This is a genomic window from Burkholderia sp. HMSC10F09 (assembly GCF_001806955.1).
In the GTDB taxonomy this organism is placed as follows: domain Bacteria; phylum Pseudomonadota; class Gammaproteobacteria; order Burkholderiales; family Burkholderiaceae; genus Burkholderia; species Burkholderia multivorans.
Genome location: NZ_KV786529.1, coordinates 1 through 19582 on the forward strand (window position 1 = coordinate 1; position 19582 = coordinate 19582).

19 protein-coding genes are annotated in these 19582 nt (G+C 67.9%); 12 read left to right on the top strand and 7 right to left on the bottom strand.

From position 1 onward, the window contains the following. Window positions 1–308: 308 nt before the first annotated feature. A complete protein-coding gene (locus HMPREF3115_RS02590) occupies window positions 309–1196 on the top strand; it encodes a DMT family transporter (protein ID WP_006410870.1) in 888 nt (295 codons plus the stop codon). On the opposite strand, the gene HMPREF3115_RS02595 is transcribed toward HMPREF3115_RS02590, so the two are convergent. Both HMPREF3115_RS02595 and fdhA read right to left on the bottom strand, forming a co-directional pair. Continuing rightward, window positions 1185–2117, bottom strand: a complete 933-nt coding sequence (locus HMPREF3115_RS02595) for a LysR substrate-binding domain-containing protein (RefSeq protein WP_070553354.1) — start codon at window positions 2115–2117, stop codon at window positions 1185–1187. The two genes, HMPREF3115_RS02590 and HMPREF3115_RS02595, sit on opposite strands and share 12 nt — an antisense overlap. A gap of 179 nt (window positions 2118–2296) precedes the next feature. Then, window positions 2297–3493 carry a formaldehyde dehydrogenase, glutathione-independent gene (fdhA, locus tag HMPREF3115_RS02600; RefSeq protein WP_006396349.1) on the bottom strand — a complete coding sequence of 399 codons (1197 nt, stop codon included), beginning with the start codon at window positions 3491–3493 and terminating at the stop codon, window positions 2297–2299. Between the two features lie 315 nt (window positions 3494–3808). Between fdhA and betI the strand changes: the two genes are divergently transcribed. The 6 genes from betI to HMPREF3115_RS02630 all read left to right on the top strand — a co-directional run bounded on the left by betI (window position 3809) and on the right by HMPREF3115_RS02630 (window position 11296). Further along, entirely contained in the window at window positions 3809–4393 is a 585-nt protein-coding gene (gene betI, locus HMPREF3115_RS02605; protein ID WP_006396347.1) for a transcriptional regulator BetI, read from the top strand. A 30-nt stretch (window positions 4394–4423) separates the two neighbouring features. Beyond that, window positions 4424–5893 (top strand): betaine-aldehyde dehydrogenase, encoded by a 1470-nt coding sequence (gene betB, locus HMPREF3115_RS02610; protein ID WP_053298241.1) that lies wholly within the window; start codon window positions 4424–4426, stop codon window positions 5891–5893. Window positions 5894–5915: 22 nt separating this feature from the next. Further along, window positions 5916–7616, top strand: coding sequence for a choline dehydrogenase (gene betA / locus HMPREF3115_RS02615; protein WP_070553355.1), 1701 nt, complete (start codon window positions 5916–5918; stop codon window positions 7614–7616). A gap of 394 nt (window positions 7617–8010) precedes the next feature. After that, complete coding sequence (locus HMPREF3115_RS02620) at window positions 8011–8955, top strand: ABC transporter ATP-binding protein (protein WP_006406013.1); 945 nt, start codon at window positions 8011–8013, stop codon at window positions 8953–8955. Window positions 8956–8960: 5 nt separating this feature from the next. After that, a complete protein-coding gene (locus HMPREF3115_RS02625; protein ID WP_006396342.1) occupies window positions 8961–9731 on the top strand; it encodes an ABC transporter permease in 771 nt (256 codons plus the stop codon). A 143-nt stretch (window positions 9732–9874) separates the two neighbouring features. Continuing rightward, complete coding sequence (locus HMPREF3115_RS02630) at window positions 9875–11296, top strand: MFS transporter (protein WP_006406012.1); 1422 nt, start codon at window positions 9875–9877, stop codon at window positions 11294–11296. Between the two features lie 207 nt (window positions 11297–11503). Here the strand turns inward: HMPREF3115_RS02630 and HMPREF3115_RS02635 are convergent, their stop codons facing one another. Then, window positions 11504–11734, bottom strand: a complete 231-nt coding sequence (locus HMPREF3115_RS02635; RefSeq protein WP_069220879.1) for a hypothetical protein — start codon at window positions 11732–11734, stop codon at window positions 11504–11506. 185 nt (window positions 11735–11919) lie between these two features. Between HMPREF3115_RS02635 and HMPREF3115_RS02640 the strand changes: the two genes are divergently transcribed. Both HMPREF3115_RS02640 and HMPREF3115_RS02645 read left to right on the top strand, forming a co-directional pair. After that, window positions 11920–12351, top strand: a complete 432-nt coding sequence (locus HMPREF3115_RS02640) for a YciI family protein (protein WP_006410874.1) — start codon at window positions 11920–11922, stop codon at window positions 12349–12351. A gap of 175 nt (window positions 12352–12526) precedes the next feature. After that, the gene (locus tag HMPREF3115_RS02645) at window positions 12527–13405 is read left to right on the top strand and encodes an alpha/beta hydrolase (RefSeq protein WP_070553356.1); all 879 of its coding nucleotides are present in this window, start codon (window positions 12527–12529) and stop codon (window positions 13403–13405) included. 116 nt (window positions 13406–13521) lie between these two features. Here the strand turns inward: HMPREF3115_RS02645 and HMPREF3115_RS02650 are convergent, their stop codons facing one another. Next, entirely contained in the window at window positions 13522–14235 is a 714-nt protein-coding gene (locus tag HMPREF3115_RS02650) for an SDR family NAD(P)-dependent oxidoreductase (protein WP_070553357.1), read from the bottom strand. Window positions 14236–14364: 129 nt separating this feature from the next. Here HMPREF3115_RS02650 and HMPREF3115_RS02655 point away from each other — a divergent pair, with 129 nt between their 5' ends. Beyond that, entirely contained in the window at window positions 14365–15324 is a 960-nt protein-coding gene (locus HMPREF3115_RS02655) for a LysR family transcriptional regulator (protein WP_065496068.1), read from the top strand. Window positions 15325–15339: 15 nt separating this feature from the next. Here HMPREF3115_RS02655 and argC read toward each other — a convergent pair whose 3' ends face one another. Next, window positions 15340–16269 carry an N-acetyl-gamma-glutamyl-phosphate reductase gene (gene argC, locus HMPREF3115_RS02660; protein WP_069220876.1) on the bottom strand — a complete coding sequence of 310 codons (930 nt, stop codon included), beginning with the start codon at window positions 16267–16269 and terminating at the stop codon, window positions 15340–15342. Window positions 16270–16398: 129 nt separating this feature from the next. On the opposite strand from argC, the gene HMPREF3115_RS02665 reads away from it, so the two are divergent. Next, window positions 16399–17283, top strand: coding sequence for a LysR family transcriptional regulator (locus HMPREF3115_RS02665; protein ID WP_006410873.1), 885 nt, complete (start codon window positions 16399–16401; stop codon window positions 17281–17283). 487 nt (window positions 17284–17770) lie between these two features. Here the strand turns inward: HMPREF3115_RS02665 and HMPREF3115_RS32150 are convergent, their stop codons facing one another. Together HMPREF3115_RS32150 and HMPREF3115_RS02675 are read right to left on the bottom strand one after the other, a co-directional pair. Beyond that, window positions 17771–18001 (bottom strand): hypothetical protein, encoded by a 231-nt coding sequence (locus tag HMPREF3115_RS32150; protein WP_006396325.1) that lies wholly within the window; start codon window positions 17999–18001, stop codon window positions 17771–17773. Between the two features lie 172 nt (window positions 18002–18173). After that, complete coding sequence (locus HMPREF3115_RS02675; RefSeq protein ID WP_070553358.1) at window positions 18174–19079, bottom strand: hypothetical protein; 906 nt, start codon at window positions 19077–19079, stop codon at window positions 18174–18176. A 79-nt stretch (window positions 19080–19158) separates the two neighbouring features. Between HMPREF3115_RS02675 and HMPREF3115_RS02680 the strand changes: the two genes are divergently transcribed. After that, on the top strand, window positions 19159–19497 hold the full coding sequence (locus tag HMPREF3115_RS02680) for a helix-turn-helix domain-containing protein (RefSeq protein ID WP_006396323.1): 339 nt from the start codon (window positions 19159–19161) through the stop codon (window positions 19495–19497). The last annotated feature ends 85 nt before the right edge of the window (window positions 19498–19582 follow it).

Below are 19582 nucleotides of genomic sequence, written 5' to 3' on the forward strand. Positions count from 1 at the left end.
CGTCTGGCACGGCGGCCGCGACTCCGCGCATCGCGCGCGGGCGGTCCGCCGCGTCGGCACACACGTGCGCCACGTACGGCGCGCGGCGGCGACCGAGGAGCAAATGGCGCTGCTCTACCGCGGCCACTGAGCGCCGCGTGCGTCGCGCGTCTCGGCCGGCGTGCGCGCCGGCCGATTCATTTTTCTAAACCGTGGGCTGCAAAACGTCGTTTGTGCGGCGCGCACTCCGTGACGTTCAATAGGTCTCTCGGCCGGCCGGCGCGCGAGCGTGCCGGCCGGCTGTCCGAACCATCCACGGAGTCCGTTCGATGAATGCATTGCAGCTCGTCACCCTCGCGGCTATCTGGGGCGCGTCGTTTCTGTTCATGCGCATGGGCGCGCCCGAATTCGGCGTGATCCCGCTGATCGCGCTGCGCGTCGCGATCGCCGCCGTGCTGCTGTCGCCGGTGCTGCGCGACGCGAGCGCACGGCGCGAATTCCGCACGCATGCGGTGCCGCTGTTCGTCGTCGGCGTCGCGAATTCGGCGCTGCCGTTCTGTCTGCTGACGTATGCGGCGCTGTTCGTCACGGCCGGCACCGATTCGATCCTGAACGCGACGACGCCGTTGTGGACCGCGCTCGTCGCCTACGTCTGGCTGCGCACGCCTTTGACGAAACCGCAGACGCTCGGGCTCGCGGTCGGTTTCGCCGGCGTGGTCGTGCTCGCCGGTTCGGCGGTCGGCGCCGGCGCGGCCGGCACGCCGGGCGCGATCGCGGCCGCGATGCTCGCGACGCTGTCGTACGGCTTCGCCGCCCATTACTCGAAGCGCAAGCTCGCGAACGTGCGGCCGTTCGTGTCAGCCTTCGGCAGCCAGCTGTTCGCCGCCATCGTGCTCGCGCCGCTCGCGGCGCCGCTATGGCCGCGCGGCGACGTTCACGCGTCCGCCTGGATCGCGGTCGTGCTGCTCGGCGCGGTCTGCACCGCGATCGCGTATCTGCTGTATTTCCGCTTGATCCGCAACGCGGGCGCGCAGTATGCGGCGTCGGTCACGTTCCTGATTCCAGTGTTCGGCGTCGTGTGGGGCGCGGTGTTTCTGCACGAGACGATCACCGCGCAGACGCTCGCCGGCTGCGCGATCATCCTGCTCGGCACCGCGCTCGCGACCGGCAAGCTGAATGGGTTCGCGACCGCGGCCGCGCGCGCGTCACGGCGCTAGCGTGTCGCGCGTATCGCGGCCTGCCGGCTCGCCGGCGCCGTCGCCGATTTCGCGCGCGAGCCAGTCGCGAAACGCCACGATCTTCCACTCGTCGCGCCGCGCTTCGTTGCAGACGACGTAATACGACAGCTCGGTCGGCCACGGCCGCGCGAGCACGCGTACGAGGCGCCCGGCCGCGATTTCGTCGCGCGCATAGATGTCGCGCACGAGCGCGATGCCCTGCGACGCGACGGCGGCCTTGATCAGCAGCGCGTCGTCGCTGAAGCTCGCGCCGCGCTGCGCGCGCGGATCCTCGATGCCCTGCGCGCGCAGCCACAGCACCCAGTCCGCGCGGTCCGCGTCCTGCAGCAGCGGATACGCGAGACAGTCGGCCGGCTGCGCGATCGGCCGCGCCCGATCGAGCAGTTGCGGGCTGCATACCGGCCACAGCTCGGGCGTCCAGATGCGGAACGACGCGTGCCCCGGATAGCGGCCGAGCCCGTGCCGGATCGCGATGTCGACGTAGTCGCGGCGCAGGTCGACCAGTTGCGGCCGCGTGTCGATCGTGATTTCGATTTCCGGATAGTGCGCGTTGAACGCGCCGAGACGCTGGACGAGCCAGGTGTTCGCGAACGACGCGGTCGTCGTCACGGTCAGGCGCACCACGCGCCGGTTCGCGCCGTGCAGGTTGGCCCACGCGCTTTCGATTTCGCGGAAACCGCCGGCGAGCGCGTCGAACAGTGCGCGGCCGGTGCCGGTCAGTTCGAGTTCGCGGCCGTTGCGTTCGAACAGCCGCACCGCGAGGCGATCCTCGAGATGGCGCACGTGCTGGCTGACCGCGCCGGGCGACAGGCAGAGCAGATCGGCCGCCTGCTTCATGCTGCCGCAGCGCGCGACTTCGACGAACGTGTGCAGCGCTGCGAGGGGAATCGACTTGGCCATCCGGGTAACGGCTGCGGGCTGCCGCGAGAAGGTTCGGGAACTGGGCGTCGATTATCGCAGCAATCGCACGCGCGATGGCGCGCGGAAAAACGCACGGCCGCGCCGCGAAGCGGCCGCCACAGAACAAACGGGCGGCCCGTTTCCGGCGCCGCCCGCGTCGTGGGTGCGTGCGCTGCGCGTCAGGCCGCGAGCAGCCCGTGCGGATCGATCACGAATTTGCGCGGCGCGCCGCCGTCGAACTTCTTGTAGCCTTCGGGCGCGTCGTCGAGCGAGATCACCGTCACGTTGACGATCTTCGCGATCGGCAGGCGGTCGTACAGGATCGCCTGCATCAGGTTGCGGTTGTACTTCAGCACCGGCGTCTGGCCCGTGAAGAACGAATGCGACTTCGCCCAGCCGAGACCGAAGCGGATGCTCAGGCTGCCGTGCTGCGCGGCCTTGTCCTGCGCGCCCGGATCGTCCGTCACGTACAGGCCCGGAATGCCGATCGCGCCGGCCGGCCGCGTGATTTCCATCAGCGAGTTCAGCACCGTCGCGGGCGCTTCCTCCGCATGGCCCGACGAGCCGTGGCCGTGCGCCTCGAAGCCGACGCAGTCGACCGCGCAGTCGATCTCCGGCTTGCCGAGGATCTGCGCGATCTGTTCGCCGAGCGTCGCGTCCTTCGACAGGTCGACCGTCTCGAAGCCCATCGCCTTCGCATGCGCGAGGCGTTCCGCGTTCATGTCGCCGACGATCGTCACCGCCGCGCCGAGCAGGCGCGCCGACGCCGCCGCCGCCATCCCGACCGGGCCCGCGCCCGCGATGTAGACCGTCGAGCCCGGCTTCACGCCGGCGCTGACCGCGCCGTGATAACCGGTCGGCAGAATGTCGGAGAGGCAGGTCAGATCGCGGATCTTCGCCATCGCCTGATCGCGGTCCGGGAATTTCAGCAGGTTGAAGTCCGCATACGGCACGAGCACGTACTCGGCCTGGCCGCCGATCCAGCCGCCCATGTCGACGTAGCCGTACGCGCCGCCCGCGCGCGACGGGTTCACGTTCAGGCACACGCCCGTATGCGTTTCCTTGCACATCGCGCAGCGGCCGCACGCGACGTTGAACGGCACCGACACGAGATCGCCGATCTTCAGCGTCTCGACGTCGCGGCCGACCTCGACGACCTCGCCCGTGATCTCGTGACCGAGCACGAGACCGACCGGCGCCGTCGTGCGGCCGCGCACCATGTGCTGGTCCGAGCCGCAGATGTTCGTGCTGACGACCTTCAGGATCACGCCGTGTCCGATTGCGCGGCCGCTCGGGTCGACCATCTTCGGATAATCGATCTTCTGCACCTCGACCTTGCCCGGCCCAAGATAGACGACACCTCGATTGCTGCTCATCGTATTGTCTCCATGTCTCGTTGGATGGCGCCGCTGCGCTGCGGCGGTTGCCGAACACGCGCGACGTGCTGTCCGAGAGTAGTCCGGGAGGCCGGGGCGCCGATGTCTCAAACGCGACATGCGTTTGATCGCCGCCGACATCGATGGCGGAAACACGAAAGTCGGGCCGCGCAACGCATGAACGCGCGGCACGAAGGCGCGGCCACCGCGCCGATCGTTGCCTCCGACCCCGCTTTTTTGTTGATTGAACGATCAATAAAAAACCGCTAAGCTGCGGACTTTCCATCGAGGCCCGCGCGGGCGACAGGAGTGACGATGCCGAAAGTCGGAATGCGGGAGATCCGCCGTGCGCAGTTGATCGACGCGACGCTGCGCTCGATCGACGAGGCGGGGCTGCCCGGCACGACGCTCGCATCGGTCGCGCAGCGCGCGAACATCTCGACCGGCATCGTCAGCCACTACTTCGGCGACAAGGACGGGCTGCTCGAAGCGACGATGCGGCACGTGCTGCGCGATCTGTGGTCGGCCACCACGCGCCGCCGCACGGCCGCGCGCAAGGATCCGCGCTCGCGGCTGCGCGCGATCGTCGCCGCGAACTTCGACGATACGCAGATCGCCGCGCCGGTGATGAAGACCTGGCTCGCGTTCTGGTCGCAGAGCATGCACGACCCGATGCTCAAGCGCCTGCAGCACGTGAACACGCGGCGCCTGCATTCCAACCTGTGCGCCGAGTTCGCGAAAGCGCTGCCGCGCGCCAAGGCGCGCGAGGCGGCCAGCGGCCTGGCCGCGCTGATCGACGGCCTGTGGCTGCGCGGCGCGCTCGCCGGCGGCCCGATCGACACCCGGGCGGCGCTGAAGCTTGCCCACGACTACATCGACCTGCTGCTCGCGTCCGACTGACGCGCGGCAGGCGCCTTCAAGGAGATCCTCATGTCCGTATACGGTTTGCAGCGGCTCTACATCGGCGGCGGTTACGTCGACGCGACGAGCGGCAAGACTTTCGACACGTTCGATCCGGCCACCGGCGAATTGCTCGCGCAGGTCCAGCAGGCGAGCGCGGCCGACGTCGACCGCGCGGTCGCGTCCGCACGCGAAGGCCAGCGCGAATGGGCCGCGATGACCGCGATGCAGCGCTCGCGGATCCTGCGCCGTGCGGTCGAGCTGCTGCGCGAGCGCAACGACGAACTCGCGGCGCTCGAAACGCGCGACACCGGCAAGCCGATCGCCGAGACGCTCGCAGTCGACATCGTCACCGGCGCGGACGTGATCGAGTACTACGCGGGCCTCGCGACCGCGATCGAAGGGCTGCAGGTGCCGCTGCGCGCCGAGTCGTTCGTCTACACGCGCCGCGAGCCGCTCGGCGTGTGCGCGGGCATCGGCGCATGGAACTACCCGATCCAGATCGCCTGCTGGAAGACGGCGCCCGCGCTCGCGGCCGGCAATGCGATGGTGTTCAAGCCGAGCGAAGTCACGCCGCTGAGCGCGCTGAAGCTCGCCGAGATCTACACCGAAGCCGGCGTGCCGGCCGGCGTGTTCAACGTCGTGCAGGGCGACGGCTCGGTCGGCGCGCTGCTGACCGGCCATCCGGACATCGCGAAGGTGTCGTTCACCGGCGGCGTCGAAACGGGCAAGAAGGTGATGTCGCTCGCGGGTGCGTCGTCGCTGAAGGAAGTGACGATGGAGCTCGGCGGCAAGTCGCCGCTGATCGTGTTCGACGACGCCGATCTCGATCGCGCCGCCGACATCGCCGTCACCGCGAATTTCTTCAGCTCCGGGCAGGTCTGCACGAACGGCACGCGCGTATTCGTGCACCGCTCGATCAAGGACGCCTTCACGCAGAAGGTGCTCGAGCGCGTGAAGCGCATCCGCGTCGGCAAGCCGACCGATGCCGATACGAACTTCGGCCCGCTCGTGTCGGCCGCGCAGCTCGACAAGGTGCTCGGCTTCATCGAAAGCGGCAAGGCCGAAGGCGCGAAGCTGCTCGCGGGCGGCACGCGGCTGACCGAGGGCCATTTCGCGAACGGGCAGTACGTCGCGCCGACCGTGTTCGGCGACTGCCGCGACGACATGAAGATCGTGCGCGAGGAAATCTTCGGGCCCGTGATGAGCCTGCTCGATTTCGAATCGGAGGACGAAGTGATCGCGCGTGCCAACGACACGCACTACGGGCTCGCGGCCGGGGTCGTGACCGAGAACCTGTCGCGCGCGCACCGCACGATCCACCGACTCGAAGCCGGCATCTGCTGGATCAACACGTGGGGCGAATCGCCGGCCGAAATGCCGGTTGGCGGTTACAAGCAATCCGGTGTCGGACGCGAGAACGGCATCACGACGCTCGAACACTACACTCGGATCAAGTCGGTGCAGGTCGAGCTCGGCCGCTACAACCCGGTATTTTGAGTCCTCAAGGAGTTCAACCGTCATGACGACACGCGAATACGACTACATCATCTGCGGCGCGGGCTCCGCGGGCAACGTGCTCGCGACGCGCCTGACGGAAGATCCGAATGTGACGGTGCTGCTGCTCGAAGCAGGCGGCCCCGACTACCGCTTCGACTTCCGCACGCAGATGCCGGCGGCGCTTGCCTATCCGCTGCAGGGCCGTCGCTACAACTGGGCGTACGAGACCGATCCCGAGCCGCACATGGACAACCGCCGGATGGAATGCGGGCGCGGCAAGGGGCTCGGCGGCTCGTCGCTGATCAACGGGATGTGCTACATCCGCGGCAACGCGCTCGACTACGACAACTGGGCGACGCACCAGGGCCTCGAGAACTGGACGTATCTCGACTGCCTGCCGTACTTCAAGAAGGCCGAGACGCGCGACATCGGGCCGAACGACTATCACGGCGCCGACGGTCCCGTGTCGGTGACGACCAGCAAGCCGGGCGTGAATCCGCTGTTCGAGGCGATGGTCGAGGCCGGCGTGCAGGCAGGCTATCCGCGCACGGAGGATCTGAACGGCTATCAGCAGGAAGGCTTCGGCCCGATGGACCGCACGGTCACGCCGAAGGGCCGCCGCGCGAGCACAGCGCGCGGCTACCTCGATCAGGCGAAGACGCGGCCGAATCTCGAGATCGTCACGCACGCGCTCGCCGATCGCATCCTGTTCGACGGCAAACGCGCATCGGGCGTCACGTATCTGCGCGGCAACGAGCGCGCGACCGCGCATGCGCGCCGCGAAGTGCTCGTGTGCAGCGGTGCGATCGCATCGCCGCAGCTGCTGCAGCGCTCGGGCGTCGGCCCCGGCGCTTGGCTGAAGGAACTCGACATTCCGATCGTGCTCGATCTGCCGGGCGTCGGCCAGAACCTGCAGGACCATCTGGAGATGTACATCCAGTACGAATGCAAGGAGCCGGTGTCGCTCTATCCCGCGCTGAAGTGGTGGAACCAGCCGAAGATCGGCCTCGAATGGATGCTGAACGGCACCGGCCTCGGCGCGAGCAACCACTTCGAGGCGGGCGGCTTCATCCGCACGCGCGACGACGATCCCTGGCCGAACATCCAGTATCACTTCCTGCCCGTTGCGATCAACTACAACGGCTCGAACGCGATCGAGATGCACGGCTTCCAGGCGCACGTCGGTTCGATGCGTTCGCCGAGCCGCGGCCGCGTGAAGCTGCGCTCGCGCGATCCGAACGCGCATCCGAGCATCCTCTTCAACTACATGGCCGAAGCGCTCGACTGGCGCGAATTCCGCGACGCAATCCGCGCGACGCGCGAGATCATGCGGCAGCCGGCACTCGACCGCTATCGCGGCCGCGAGCTGAATCCGGGCGCCGACCTGAAGAGCGACAAGGAGCTCGACGCGTTCGTGCGCGCCCGCGCCGAAACCGCGTTCCATCCGTCGTGCTCGTGCAAGATGGGCTACGACGACATGGCGGTCGTCGACAACGAAGGGCGCGTGCACGGGCTCGAAGGATTGCGCGTCGTCGATGCGTCGATCATGCCGATCATCACGACCGGCAACCTGAACGCGCCGACGATCATGATCGCCGAGAAGATCGCCGACAAGATCCGCGGCCGCAAGCCGCTCGAGCGCGCGAACGTGCCGTACTTCGTCGCGAACGGCGCACCGGCGCGCAACGTCGCGAAGGCCGTGCGTCAGCCGGAAACGGTCTGAGTCGGCGGACGCGCACCGCAGGTTGCGGTGCGCGTCCTGTTGTTCGCTTCCCGCGCTTCCCGCACTGCCCGCACTGCCCGCGCTTCCGCCGCGCGTTACTTGGCCCGATCGGCCCAAATCGCCGCCCATTGTTCGCTCATTCCGAATAAATAGACCGGACATGTCGCGCAGCGCGCGCCTTTTGCGCCAATCGCCGATACAACTGCGGCGCCCTTTCCACGGAAATGCATTTACATCTGCCGATTGCTAAGATGGCGATCCTGCGATTCCGCACCCCGTGCGATCGACATCGCGCATGTGTGCCGCGTCGTGCCCGCGTTCGGCTGCCTTGTGCCGGCCGTGGGGCGAACGCGCCGCGCGTGCCGTCGCTGCGATCCGCCAGCCATCCGCGAGCATGCAACCGATCCTCTCGATTTCCGACCTCTCGAAAACATACGCGTCCGGCTTCCAGGCCCTGAAGCACGTGACGCTCGACATCCGCCCCGGCGAAATCTTTGCGCTGCTGGGTCCGAACGGCGCCGGCAAGACGACGCTGATCGGCTCGGTCTGCGGGATCGTCACGCCGACCGAAGGCCGCGTGACCGTCGGCGGCCACGACATCCGCGACGCGTATCGCGCCGCGCGCGAGCTGATCGGCCTCGTACCGCAGGAACTGACGACCGACGCGTTCGAGACCGTCTGGGCGACCGTGTCGTTCAGCCGCGGCCTGTTCGGCAAGGCGCCCGACCCCGCGCACATCGAGAAGACGCTGAAGGCGCTCTCGCTGTGGGACAAGCGCAATAACAAGCTGATCACGCTGTCCGGCGGGATGAAGCGCCGCGTGATGATCGCGAAGGCGCTGTCGCACGAGCCGCGGATCCTGTTCCTCGACGAGCCGACGGCCGGCGTCGACGTCGAACTGCGCCGCGACATGTGGAAGCTCGTCGATACGCTGCGCGAAGACGGCGTGACGATCGTGCTGACCACGCACTACATCGAGGAAGCGGAGGAAATGGCCGACCGGATCGGCATCATCCTCGGCGGCGAACTCGTGCTCGTCGAGGAGAAGCGCGAGCTGATGCGCAAGCTCGGCAAGAAGCAGCTGACCGTGCAGCTCGAGCATCCGCTCGCGAGCGTGCCCGACGCGCTCGCGCCGTTCGGGCTCGAACTCGCGGAAGGCGGCGCCGCACTCGTGTACACGTACGATTCGCAGCGCGACGACGCGAGCATCGCGACGCTGATCGCCGCGCTCGGCGCGGCCGGCATCGGGTTTCGCGACCTGCACACGACGCAGAGCTCGCTCGAGGACATCTTCGTCAGCCTGATCGACAACCGCCGCAACGGCGCACAACGGGCATAACCATCATGGCGCACATGAACTTCCACGCGATCCGCGCAATCTATCGCGCCGAAATGGCGCGCACGCGCCGCACGCTGATGCAGAGCATCATCGCGCCGGTGATCTCGACGTCGCTCTACTTCGTCGTGTTCGGGTCGGCGATCGGCTCGCGGATCAGCGACGTGAACGGCATCGGCTACGGCTCGTTCATCGTGCCGGGCCTCGTGATGCTGTCGCTGCTGTCGCAAAGCATCTCGAACGCGTCGTTCGGCATCTACTTCCCGCGCTTCACGGGCACGATCTACGAGGTGCTGTCGGCACCCGTGTCGCATTGGGAAATCGTGACCGCCTACGTAGGCGCGGCCGCGTCGAAGTCGATCCTGCTCGGGCTGATCATCCTCGCGACCGCCGCGCTGTTCGTGCCGCTGCACATCCTGCATCCGTTCTGGATGGTGCTGTTTCTCGTGCTGACGTCCGTCACGTTCAGCCTGTTCGGCTTCGTGATCGGCATCTGGGCCGACAGCTTCGAGAAGCTGCAGCTCGTGCCGCTGCTGATCATCACGCCGCTCACGTTCCTCGGCGGCAGCTTCTATTCGGTCGACATGCTGCCGCCCGCGTGGCGCGTGATCACGCTGTTCAATCCGATCGTCTATCTCGTCAGCGGCTTTCGCTGGTCGTTCTACGGGCTCGCGGACGTGCACGTCGGCATCAGCCTCGCCGCGACCTCGCTGTTCCTCGTGATCCTGCTCGCGATCGTCGCGTGGATGTTCCGCACCGGCTACAAGCTGAAAAACTGAACGCGCACGCGTCGGCAGCAATGACGCATTTGTTCAAGCCGACGACGCTTTTCCTCCAATGCGGCCTTTTGTGGTCGCGTCTACTGAAAGCTCGAAGCCTTGAAGCCCGTCGCTTCGAGGCTTCCTTTCTTTCAGAGGACGCCATGCCCGCCGCCACTGCCCCCGCCTCCGCTGCCGCCCGGCTCGAACGCCTGCCGTTTTCCGGCTATCACAAGCGGATCTTCTTCATCATCGCGATCGCGTTCTTCTTCGATTCGGTCGACCTCGGCACGATGACCTTCGTGCTCGGCTCGATCCGCAAGGAGTTCGGGCTGTCGACGGCCGCCGCCGGCGTCGTCGCGAGCGCGAGCTTCGTCGGGATGGTGCTCGGCGCGGCCGTCGCCGGCCTGCTCGCCGATCGCTTTGGCCGCCGGCCCGTGTTTCAGTGGAGCATGGTGCTGTGGGGCGCCGCGTCGTATCTGTGCTCGACCGCACAGAGCGTCGACGCGCTGATCGTCTATCGCGTGCTGCTCGGGATCGGGATGGGCATGGAGTTTCCGGTCGCGCAGACGCTGCTGTCCGAATTCGTGCCGACCGAGAAGCGCGGCCGCCTGATCGCGTTGATGGACGGCTTCTGGCCGCTCGGCTTCATTACGGCCGGCATCGTCGCCTACTTCGTGCTGCCGCAGTTCGGCTGGCGCACCGTGTTCGCGCTGCTCGCGATTCCCGCAGTGTTCGTGCTCGTCGTGCGCCGCATCGTGCCCGAATCGCCGCGCTGGCTCGAGCATGCGGGCCGTCACGAGGCAGCCGACGCCGTGCTGCGCACGATCGAGGCGAAGGTGATGCGCTCGGCCGGCGTCGCGACGCTGCCGCCGCCGTCGCGGCTCGCCGAGCCGGTTGCCGCGCGCGGGCGCGGCGCGCTGCGCGAGATCTGGAGCGGCGCCTATCGCCGCCGCACGACGATGGTGTGGCTGCTGTGGTTCTTCGCACTGCTCGGCTTCTACGGGCTCACGTCGTGGCTCGGCGCGCTGCTGCAGCAGGCCGGCTTCGAAGTCACGAAATCGGTGTTCTATACGGTGCTGATCTCGCTCGGCGGCGTGCCGGGCTTTCTGTGCGCCGCGTGGCTCGTCGAGCGCTGGGGACGCAAGCCGACCTGCATCGCGTCGCTCGTCGGCGGCGGCATCATGGCGTACGCGTACGGACAAAGCGCGCTGTACGGCGGCAGCATGGCGCTGCTGATCGGCACCGGGCTCGCGATGCAGTTCTTCCTGTTCGGCATGTGGGCCGCGCTGTACACGTATACGCCCGAGCTGTACGGCACCGGCGCGCGCGCGACGGGCTCGGGTTTCGCCTCGGCGATCGGCCGGATCGGCTCGCTGATCGGCCCGTACGTCGTCGGCGTCGTGCTGCCCGTGTTCGGGCAGGGCGGCGTGTTTACGCTCGGTGCGCTGTCGTTTGCCGCCGCGGCGCTCGCCGTCTGGACGCTCGGCATCGAAACGAAGGGGCTCGCGCTCGAGGAGCTGGCGTCGGGCGACGAAGGCGGTGCCGGCGGCCGGTATCCGGCGACGGCCGACAAGGTGTCGTGATCGGCGTGTGGCGTGCGGACCCGGCGCCATGCATGATTTCGGGGCGTCGTGCAACAGGCGCCGTGCAACGGGCGTCGTGCAACGGGCGCCGTGCAACGGGCGTCGTGCAACAGGCGTCGTGCAACGGGCGTCGTGCAACAAACGCCGTGCAACGTGCACCGAGCAACCGCAGCCTGATCGGTACGCGACGCCCGCCGCCGCCGCCGCTTACGCGCCGGCGACGATGAATTCCTCGGCCGCCTTGCGCTGAATCGCCGCCATCGTCTCGAGTTCATGCGCGGCACATGGCTCGCTCGAGACGACGCCCGTCGCGTGCTTCGCCTTCGCGCCGGGCGGATAGAACACGAACGACGCGCCGGCCGGCGCATCGGGCGCCGCGCGCAGACGCTTGTTCAGAATCTTCAGATATTTCTTCTTCGACACTACCTTCGCAGCCATGACACCCTCCGGCGTGACGTAATGGCGGTCAGCATACCAGTTCCGGGCGCGCGCCTGACGCGCACGCTTTTTTGTCGGTCGATGTCGATTTCCCGACGCGTCGTGCGTCGTGTGATTGCAAGCCCGCAGCCGCCGTCACGCGCGGCCGGCATGCGATCCACATTCATATCGAAGGAGAAACGACAATGCGCGTCATGGTGATCGTGAAGGCCACGGCCTATTCGGAAACGGGGGCGCTGCCCGATACCGAACTGCTGACCGCGATGGGACGGTTCAACGAGGAGCTCGTGAAGGCCGGCGTGATGCTCGCCGGCGAAGGGCTCCATCCCAGCTCGCGCGGCAAGCGCGTGCGCTTTGCCGGCGAAGGCCGGACCGTGATCGACGGCCCGTTCGCCGAAACCAGGGAGCTCGTCGCCGGGTTCTGGCTGTGGCAAGTGAAATCGATGGACGAAGCCGTCGAATGGGTGAAGCGCTGCCCGAACCCGATGCCCGGCGAATCGGAGATCGAGATCCGTCCGATATTCGAGGCGGAAGACTTCGGCGCGGCGTTCACGCCCGAGCTGCAGGCGCAGGAAGCGCGGCTGCGCGACGAGATCGACGCGCGCCACAAGCCGTAGGACGTGGTCTCGGCGGCATGCCGCCGACGTCGCTGGCCGGCACCTGACAACCCGTATGTTTCGCCGAAATTCGGTTGAAAGGCCCGGTTGCTAGAGTCGCTCGGCACGGGATGCCGAATGCCCGCTTTTCCGGTGAACGCGACGAATGCGACAAGTGCGACGAGTCCGACGATCGATGAAGCTGATGCGCGTGTGCTGGCTGCTTCTGCTGCTCGCAGCGGCCGGCCCCGCACGCGCGTTTCATACGCGCACCGTCGCGATTCCGAGCGCCGCGATGCGCGCGACGCTCGCGGCGACCGTCGTCCTGCCCGACGACTATCTGCGCGGCGGTGCGCACCGCGTCGAACGCTATCCGGTCGTCTATCTGCTGCACGGCTCGGGGGGCGACCACACCGACTGGACCGCGAACACGCGCATCGGCGAACTCGCCGACCGCTATCGCGTGATTCTGGTGATGCCCGACGGCGGACACGAAAGCTGGTACATCGACAGCCCGTTCGATTCGGGCAGCCGCTACGAAACCTTCGTCGGCGACGAAGTCGTGTCCTACGTCGACGCGCATTTCCGCACGCTGGCGACGCGGCGCACGCGTGCGATCACGGGCCTCAGCATGGGCGGCTTCGGCGCGCTGCGCATCGCGCTCGACCGGCCCGATACGTTCGGCGCGGCCGGCAGCATCAGCGGCGCCGTCGACCCGCGCAACTGCGAGGACGAACCGGGCATCGACCATGTGTTCGGCGATCCGGTCCGCCATCCGTCGTTCTGGAGCCGCAACGCGATTGTCGAAAGCGCCCGCGCATTCGTGCACACGCATGTCGACCTGACGATCGACTGCGGGCGCGACGACGCGTTCATCGGCTCGAACCGCACGCTGCACGAACGGCTCGTCGCACTGGGCGTGCCGCACGACTATGCGGAGCGGGCGGGCGGCCACACGTGGGACTATTGGGCGCAGGCGATCCGTTATCAGATGCGCTTCTTCGCGACATCGTTCGAGCGCGGCCGGTACGCGATGCACGCGCATCCGTCGGCGGCTGCCGTGCGGCGCTCGTGATGCACGCGGCGCGACGCGCGGCGTCGATCGCGGGGCCGTGCACGGCCGCTGCATGACGGGCAGCGCAGTCGCTGCGGACGACGCGTGCCCGGTCCGCGCTGCGGAAACCGTGCCGCTCACCACCGCACGGTTCGACCACGATAGTCGAGATATTCGAGCCCCGCGCGCCCGCGTTTGGCGAGCAGCACGTCGACGACGCCCGGCACGCTTTCGTCGATCGACAGCCGCGCGTCCGGCCCGCCGAGCTCGGTGCGTACCCAGCCGGGCGCGATCAGCACCATCGCGAGCGGCGTCTGCGCATGACGCGCCGCGAAGCTGCGCATGAACTGGTTCAGCGCGGCCTTGCTGCCGCGATAGAGCTCGCGCTGGCCCGATTCGTTGTCGGCGATGCTGCCCTGCCCCGACGACATGATGCCGATCAACCCGTTGCGCGGCACGAGGCCGGCCAGCGTCTCGACCACGCGCATCGGGCTCAGTGCGTTCGTGATCATCAGTTCGACGAAATCGTCGGTCGACACCTCGCCGATGGTCTGCGTCGGATCCGGATTCGTCGTCCCGGCATTGACGAACAGGATGTCGAAGACGCGACCGGACAGGCGCCCGGCCAGCGCGCGGATCTGCTCGGGCTGCGTGATGTCGAGCGTTTCGATCCGCAGCCGGTCCGGGTACGCCTCGGCGAGCGCGTGCAGCGGCGTGCGTCCGCGATCCGCGCGCACGGTGCCTACGACGTCCCAGCCACGCTTCAGGAACTCGGCCGCCATTGCGTGACCGAGGCCGCGCGACGCGCCGACGAGCAGGATCGTGGGACGAGGGCGAGAGGTATCGGGCATGGGCTACTCCTTTTCGACAGCGGCACCATGCATTGTCGGGATCGCGTCCGGTTTGCACCAGACGCGCCGCGTGCAATCGTCGATTGCATTGCACGCCATCCGTGCGGCGTTTTCGATTATGCTCGCCGCATGTCACGCGTCGACCTGAACCTGCTGACCGCGCTGGATGCGTTGCTGACCGAACGCAGCGTCACCGGCGCGGCGCGCCGCCTGAACCTGAGCGTATCGGCGACGAGCCGCACGCTCGCGCGCCTGCGCGCGCTGACGGGCGATCGCCTGTTGCTGCAGGCGGGCCGAACGCTCGTGCTGACGCCCTACGCAGAGCAGTTGAGCCGGCGCATTCCCGCCCTCGCGCGCGAAGCGGAATCGGTCTTGAGCCGCGCCGCGTACCGGTTCGACAGCGCGACGCTCGCGCAGCGCTTCACGTTGCGCGCGGGCGAAGGCTTCGTCGATCTGCTCGGTGCCGCGTTGACGAACCGCGTCCGCCGCGCGGCGCCCGGCGTACAGCTGCGCTTCGTGCCGAAGCCGGACTGGAATGCGCAAGCGTTGCGCGACGGGCTCGTCGATCTGGAAATCGGCGTCGTGAAAACCGCCGCGCCCGAAATCCGCACGCGTGTGCTGTTCACGGATCGCTACGTCGGCCTGTGCCGGATCGGCCATCCGCTGCTCGCCGCGGGCGAGATCGACATGCAGCGATGGCTTGCGTACGACCACGTGACGATCTCGCGTACCGGCGAGGCGGACAATCCGATCGACGCCCAGCTCGAATCGACCGGCGTGCCGCGCAACGTGCCGATCGTCGTGCCCTCCTATACCGGCGCGATGCAGCTCGTCCGTCATTCGGATCTGCTCGCCGTCGTCCCGCATTCCTGTCTCGGCAATACGTTCATGCCCGACTACGCGGCCGCGAACGGCGTGCAGTCGTTCGCACTGCCGCTGCCGTTGCCCGCGTTCAACATTTCGGCGATCTGGCATCCTCGGCTCGATCACGATCCGGCGCACCGCTGGCTGCGCGACGAAGTGCGCGCCGTCTGCGCGGCCGCCTATCCGGACAACACGCTGGCCGCTCCGTCGCGCATCGATCGCTAGACGCCCGGCCGGCCGCTATTGCCGCGCGAGCATCAGGTCCAGGTTCTGAACCGCGGCGCCCGAGGCGCCCTTGCCGAGATTGTCGAACACCGCAGCGAGCAGCACCTGCTCCTGCGCCGCGTCGTGAAAGACGCTCAACTGCATGTCGTTCGTACCGTTCAGCGCCTGCGGGTCCAGATGGGTCGACGCGCGCGATGCCTCCAGCGGCAGCACGCGCACGTGCGCGGCCTGCGCATAGTGACGTGCGAGGCACGCGTGCAACGCGGGGCCGTCGACGCCGGGCGCCAGCAGGCGCACCGCGATCGGCACCGTCAGCACGATGCCCTGGCGGAACGCGCCGTATGCGGGCACGAAGATCGGGCGCTGCGCCAGCGTCGCGTGCCGTCGAATCTCCGGTGCGTGCTTGTGCGCGAGTGCCAGCCCGTACACCTGATAGGCGCGCGCGTTCGCGGCGCTCGGCCCTTCGTGTTCCTCCACGCCCGCGCGTCCGCGTCCCGAGTAGCCGGATACCGCATGAATGGCGATCGGGTAATCGGCGGGAATGAGCCGCGCTTCCACGAGCGGACGCAGCAGGCCGACCGCGCCGGTCGGATAGCAGCCCGGGTTGCTGACGCGCCGCGCGTTCGCGATCTGCTCGGCCTGCGCCGGCGCCATTTCGGGAAATCCGTACGTCCAGCCCGGCTGCGTGCGATGCGCGGAGCTCGCATCGACCACGCGCACGGCAGGATTGACGATGGCGCTCACGGCCTCGCGCGCGGCGTCATCCGGCAAACAGAGGATCGCGATGTCGCAGCCGTTGATCGCCTCCGCGCGGCGCCGCGGGTCCTTGCGCTCGGCAGCGGGCAGCGTGAAGACGCGAATGTCGGTCCGGCCGCGCAGCCGGTCGTGAATCTGCAGGCCGGTCGTGCCTTGGTCGCCGTCGATGAAGACTACGGGCGTGCTCATGGTGGATGACTCCGCTGACTATGGGTTGTGACGGTTGAAAACGAGCCCCTATGTTGCGCGGCCGTCTAGAATAGGAAAAGTTGAATTTCATGACCTACACATTCAACTTTTTTGAATCGGGACATCACCATGCGTGAGATCAGCCTGGACCGTCTGCGCACGTTGGTCGCCGTGGCCGAGCGCGGCTCGTTTGCCGATGCGGCGCGTGCGCTGCACCTCGCGCCGCCGACGGTCAGCCTCCATATCGCCGAACTCGAAGCGCGCATCGGCGCGCCGCTGCTGTCGCGCAAGCGCGGGCACGTCGGGCCGACGTCGATCGGTGCGGTGCTGGTCGAGCGTGCGCGCCGCCTGCTCGCCGACGCCGAGCAGGCGCTCGACGACGTTCAGCGTCAGGTCGCGGGACTCGAAGGACGCGTGCGCCTTGGCGCGTCGACCGGCGTGATCGCGCATCTGCTGCCGCAGGCGCTCGACGCGCTGCGCGCGCCCCATCCCGCGATCGACGTTCAGATCGCGGTGCTGACTTCGCAGGAAACGCTGTCGCGGCTCGTGGACGGCACGCTCGACGTCGGGCTCGTCGCACTGCCGCAGCCGCCGGTGGCCGGACTCGTGATCAAGCCGTGGCGGCGCGATCCCGTGATGGCGTTCGTGCCTGCGCATTGGCGCTGTCCGGCGCGCGTGACGCCCGAATGGCTCGCTGCGCGGCCGCTCGTTCTCAACGATGCGACGACGCATCTGTCACGGCTGACGGCCGAATGGTTCGCGGCCGCCGGACACCATCCGGCGCCGCGCATTCAGCTGAACTACAACGATGCGATCAAGAGTCTGGTGGCGGCCGGTTACGGTGCGGCGCTGTTGCCGCATGAGGCTGCGACGCCGCTAGCCGACGCGCGTATCGTGATGCGTCCGCTGCGCCCCGGCCTGTGGCGACGGCTCGGCATCGCGCATCGTGCCGGACACGTCGAGCGTGCGACGCAACACGTGCTCGACGCGTTGTGGGATTTGCGGCTCGCGTAGCGCACGGCCGCCTGCGCGACGGGTTCGCGCGATCGATCGCCGGCATGCGCGGGCGCGCGGCAGCATCGAATCGAGGCCCGACTTCGCAAACGGGAACAGTGCCTCGCCTGCGATCGCGAACTGCGCGCGCGGTGCGGGTGTTGCACGGGTGGATTGTCGAGTTCGATGGGAGGCAACGGAATGAATGACGAGCCGATCATGCGGCAATGATCGGTCGAACGCATTTCGGCGTTCGCCGCAAGCGATTCAGTTCAGATCGGGAAACTCATCGCGAGCGTTCGCCCGATCGCATAGCATGCGGCCGCGACCGCTTGCGAAGCGACGCGGCAACGCAGCCTCGTTTCACGCGCACGACATTAAACGCCTTTCGTCACTGATCGCGCCGCTCACACGCGGAATCCGAACGCAGCGCGACGCATTCGATCGACCCGGTGCAACCGAGACCGCGCAGTGCCACGCCGCACCGACTATCGAAGAAATACGCGCGTCAGTTGCGCCGCGCAGCGTCCGCACTCACGACGTGATCGAAGAACGCCTGCGCGCGCGCCAGTTCGTCGAGTGCACGATCGAGGCGCGACATCGCGGCCGCATACTCGATCGACGTGTTTTCGTCATCGCCCTCGCCGCGCACTGCGCGAAATGCCTGATCGACATTGCGGGTCGCTTCGACGAAGCGTTGCGCGGCCCGGGCTTCTCGTGAACAGATGTGGGTCGACATCGACACTTCTCCCTAGGTTGCGTGACGAAGCGGGCCGGCGCCCGACAGTCGGCTGCATGCCGACGCATCGACCGCGCCACGCGCTTCGACCCGATTGTCCCTCTGCGCTCGCCGAATCGCCACGGCGAGATTGCAACAAATTCTTGCGCCGGCAACACCGCCGACGCGCGCGTCACGCGCGCCCGACGCGCGGATGCGCGAGCGCGCCGAACGCCGCCACTTCGCCGGGCGACAGATCGAACAGATCGCCGGTGAACCCGCGCGCATGGTCGGCCACGGGCCGCGTGCGCAACCGCGCGACATGCGCGGGCGCGACGTACGCGGCGGCCGTTTCGATCGGCGGCACGTCGAACAGATCGCGCGTGAAGCCGCGCACCGCATCCGTCGACGAACGGCCGCGCAAGCGCGCGACGAGCTCGACGAAACGCTCGAAGTCGCCCGCGCGCGTCGCCTTGTTGACCTCCGCGAGATCGCGCGCCTTCAGCACGCTCGGCTGCGCGAGCCGCACGAAATACGGCGCCTCGAGTTCGACCGACAACGCGAGCGGATAGCTCTTGCCCGTTTGCTCCTTCGCGCGCCCGACGCAGTCGACGACGGCCGCGCCTTGCGCGGCGCCGAGCGGCTTGCCGGTGCTCACGCTGCGCAGATGCTCGGGAAACACGCGCAGCTGCGTGCCGACCGTCAGCGCGGTGGACGACATGCAGACGAGTGCGTAGTGCTGCTCGCGACGGCGCCCCGACGGCAGCGTTGCACGGCTCGCGATGAACGCATGCGGCGGCAGCTGCCGCACCTGCCCGCTCGCATCGATCCACGCATTCCACAGCAATGCGTCCTCGCGCTTGCGCTCGCCGCTGCGCGAGCGCGATGCGACCGGCGAAAACAGCGCGAGCAGCGAACCAGTGCGATGCGCGGCGACTTGCGCGCTGCTGCCGAGCGGCTGGTTGATGCCCCACAGAAAGCGCCCGCCGCCGAGCCTGCGCTCCCATTCCTTGCGGAGCACGACGGTCGGCAGTTCGTCGCCGGACTCGGTACCGATCTTCGTCCAGCAGAACGTGGGAGGGAGGTGTTTCAGTGTCATCGACTTTCTCGGATACAGCCGCTCGCCGCAGACAGCAAGCCCATTCAACAACCGTAACTGTATAGGTATAATGCATCGCATGGAAGCCCCGGACAATGATTTTCCTGTTCAAGACCTGTTGCGCCATCTGCTGGCGGATACGCGCTCGTCCAGCGAAATCGCGCGGCTTTCGGGCGTCAGCCAGCCCACGGTGTCGCGTCTGAGGCTGTCGAAGGGGCAGCGGCTGCGGCGCAGCGCGCCATTCAATAAGCTATGCAGTTTCTACGGCCTCGATACCGCTCCTGCGCGCCGCCGCTACAACGATCTGCTGCGCGACGCGATCGTCGACGCATGGGACGGCTCCGACGAGCACGGGCGTGCGCTGCTGGTCGTGATTCAGGGCTTGAAGGATCTGCAGGCGAAGGCCGACGACGGCTGACGGCGCGCGAGCGTGGACGCAAGCGCGCACACGACGCGTCGGCAGACGAAACGAAGCGGGCGGTGGCGAACAGGGTTCGCCACCG

What these genes read in the sequence shown, in the direction of transcription:
- betI (WP_006396347.1), top strand. Translation starts at nt 3,809, where the DNA reads ATGCCGAAAGTCGGAATGCGGGAGATCCGCCGTGCGCAGTTGATCGAC.
- betB (WP_053298241.1), top strand. Translation starts at nt 4,424, where the DNA reads ATGTCCGTATACGGTTTGCAGCGGCTCTACATCGGCGGCGGTTACGTC.
- HMPREF3115_RS02645 (WP_070553356.1), top strand. Translation starts at nt 12,527, where the DNA reads ATGAAGCTGATGCGCGTGTGCTGGCTGCTTCTGCTGCTCGCAGCGGCC.
- HMPREF3115_RS02620 (WP_006406013.1), top strand. Translation starts at nt 8,011, where the DNA reads ATGCAACCGATCCTCTCGATTTCCGACCTCTCGAAAACATACGCGTCC.
- HMPREF3115_RS02680 (WP_006396323.1), top strand. Translation starts at nt 19,159, where the DNA reads ATGGAAGCCCCGGACAATGATTTTCCTGTTCAAGACCTGTTGCGCCAT.
- HMPREF3115_RS02650 (WP_070553357.1), bottom strand. Translation starts at nt 14,235, where the DNA reads ATGCCCGATACCTCTCGCCCTCGTCCCACGATCCTGCTCGTCGGCGCG.
- HMPREF3115_RS02590 (WP_006410870.1), top strand. Translation starts at nt 309, where the DNA reads ATGAATGCATTGCAGCTCGTCACCCTCGCGGCTATCTGGGGCGCGTCG.
- HMPREF3115_RS02635 (WP_069220879.1), bottom strand. Translation starts at nt 11,734, where the DNA reads ATGGCTGCGAAGGTAGTGTCGAAGAAGAAATATCTGAAGATTCTGAAC.
- argC (WP_069220876.1), bottom strand. Translation starts at nt 16,269, where the DNA reads ATGAGCACGCCCGTAGTCTTCATCGACGGCGACCAAGGCACGACCGGC.
- fdhA (WP_006396349.1), bottom strand. Translation starts at nt 3,493, where the DNA reads ATGAGCAGCAATCGAGGTGTCGTCTATCTTGGGCCGGGCAAGGTCGAG.
- HMPREF3115_RS02630 (WP_006406012.1), top strand. Translation starts at nt 9,875, where the DNA reads ATGCCCGCCGCCACTGCCCCCGCCTCCGCTGCCGCCCGGCTCGAACGC.
- HMPREF3115_RS02665 (WP_006410873.1), top strand. Translation starts at nt 16,399, where the DNA reads ATGCGTGAGATCAGCCTGGACCGTCTGCGCACGTTGGTCGCCGTGGCC.
- HMPREF3115_RS32150 (WP_006396325.1), bottom strand. Translation starts at nt 18,001, where the DNA reads ATGTCGACCCACATCTGTTCACGAGAAGCCCGGGCCGCGCAACGCTTC.
- HMPREF3115_RS02655 (WP_065496068.1), top strand. Translation starts at nt 14,365, where the DNA reads ATGTCACGCGTCGACCTGAACCTGCTGACCGCGCTGGATGCGTTGCTG.
- HMPREF3115_RS02595 (WP_070553354.1), bottom strand. Translation starts at nt 2,117, where the DNA reads ATGGCCAAGTCGATTCCCCTCGCAGCGCTGCACACGTTCGTCGAAGTC.
- HMPREF3115_RS02625 (WP_006396342.1), top strand. Translation starts at nt 8,961, where the DNA reads ATGGCGCACATGAACTTCCACGCGATCCGCGCAATCTATCGCGCCGAA.
- HMPREF3115_RS02640 (WP_006410874.1), top strand. Translation starts at nt 11,920, where the DNA reads ATGCGCGTCATGGTGATCGTGAAGGCCACGGCCTATTCGGAAACGGGG.
- betA (WP_070553355.1), top strand. Translation starts at nt 5,916, where the DNA reads ATGACGACACGCGAATACGACTACATCATCTGCGGCGCGGGCTCCGCG.
- HMPREF3115_RS02675 (WP_070553358.1), bottom strand. Translation starts at nt 19,079, where the DNA reads ATGACACTGAAACACCTCCCTCCCACGTTCTGCTGGACGAAGATCGGT.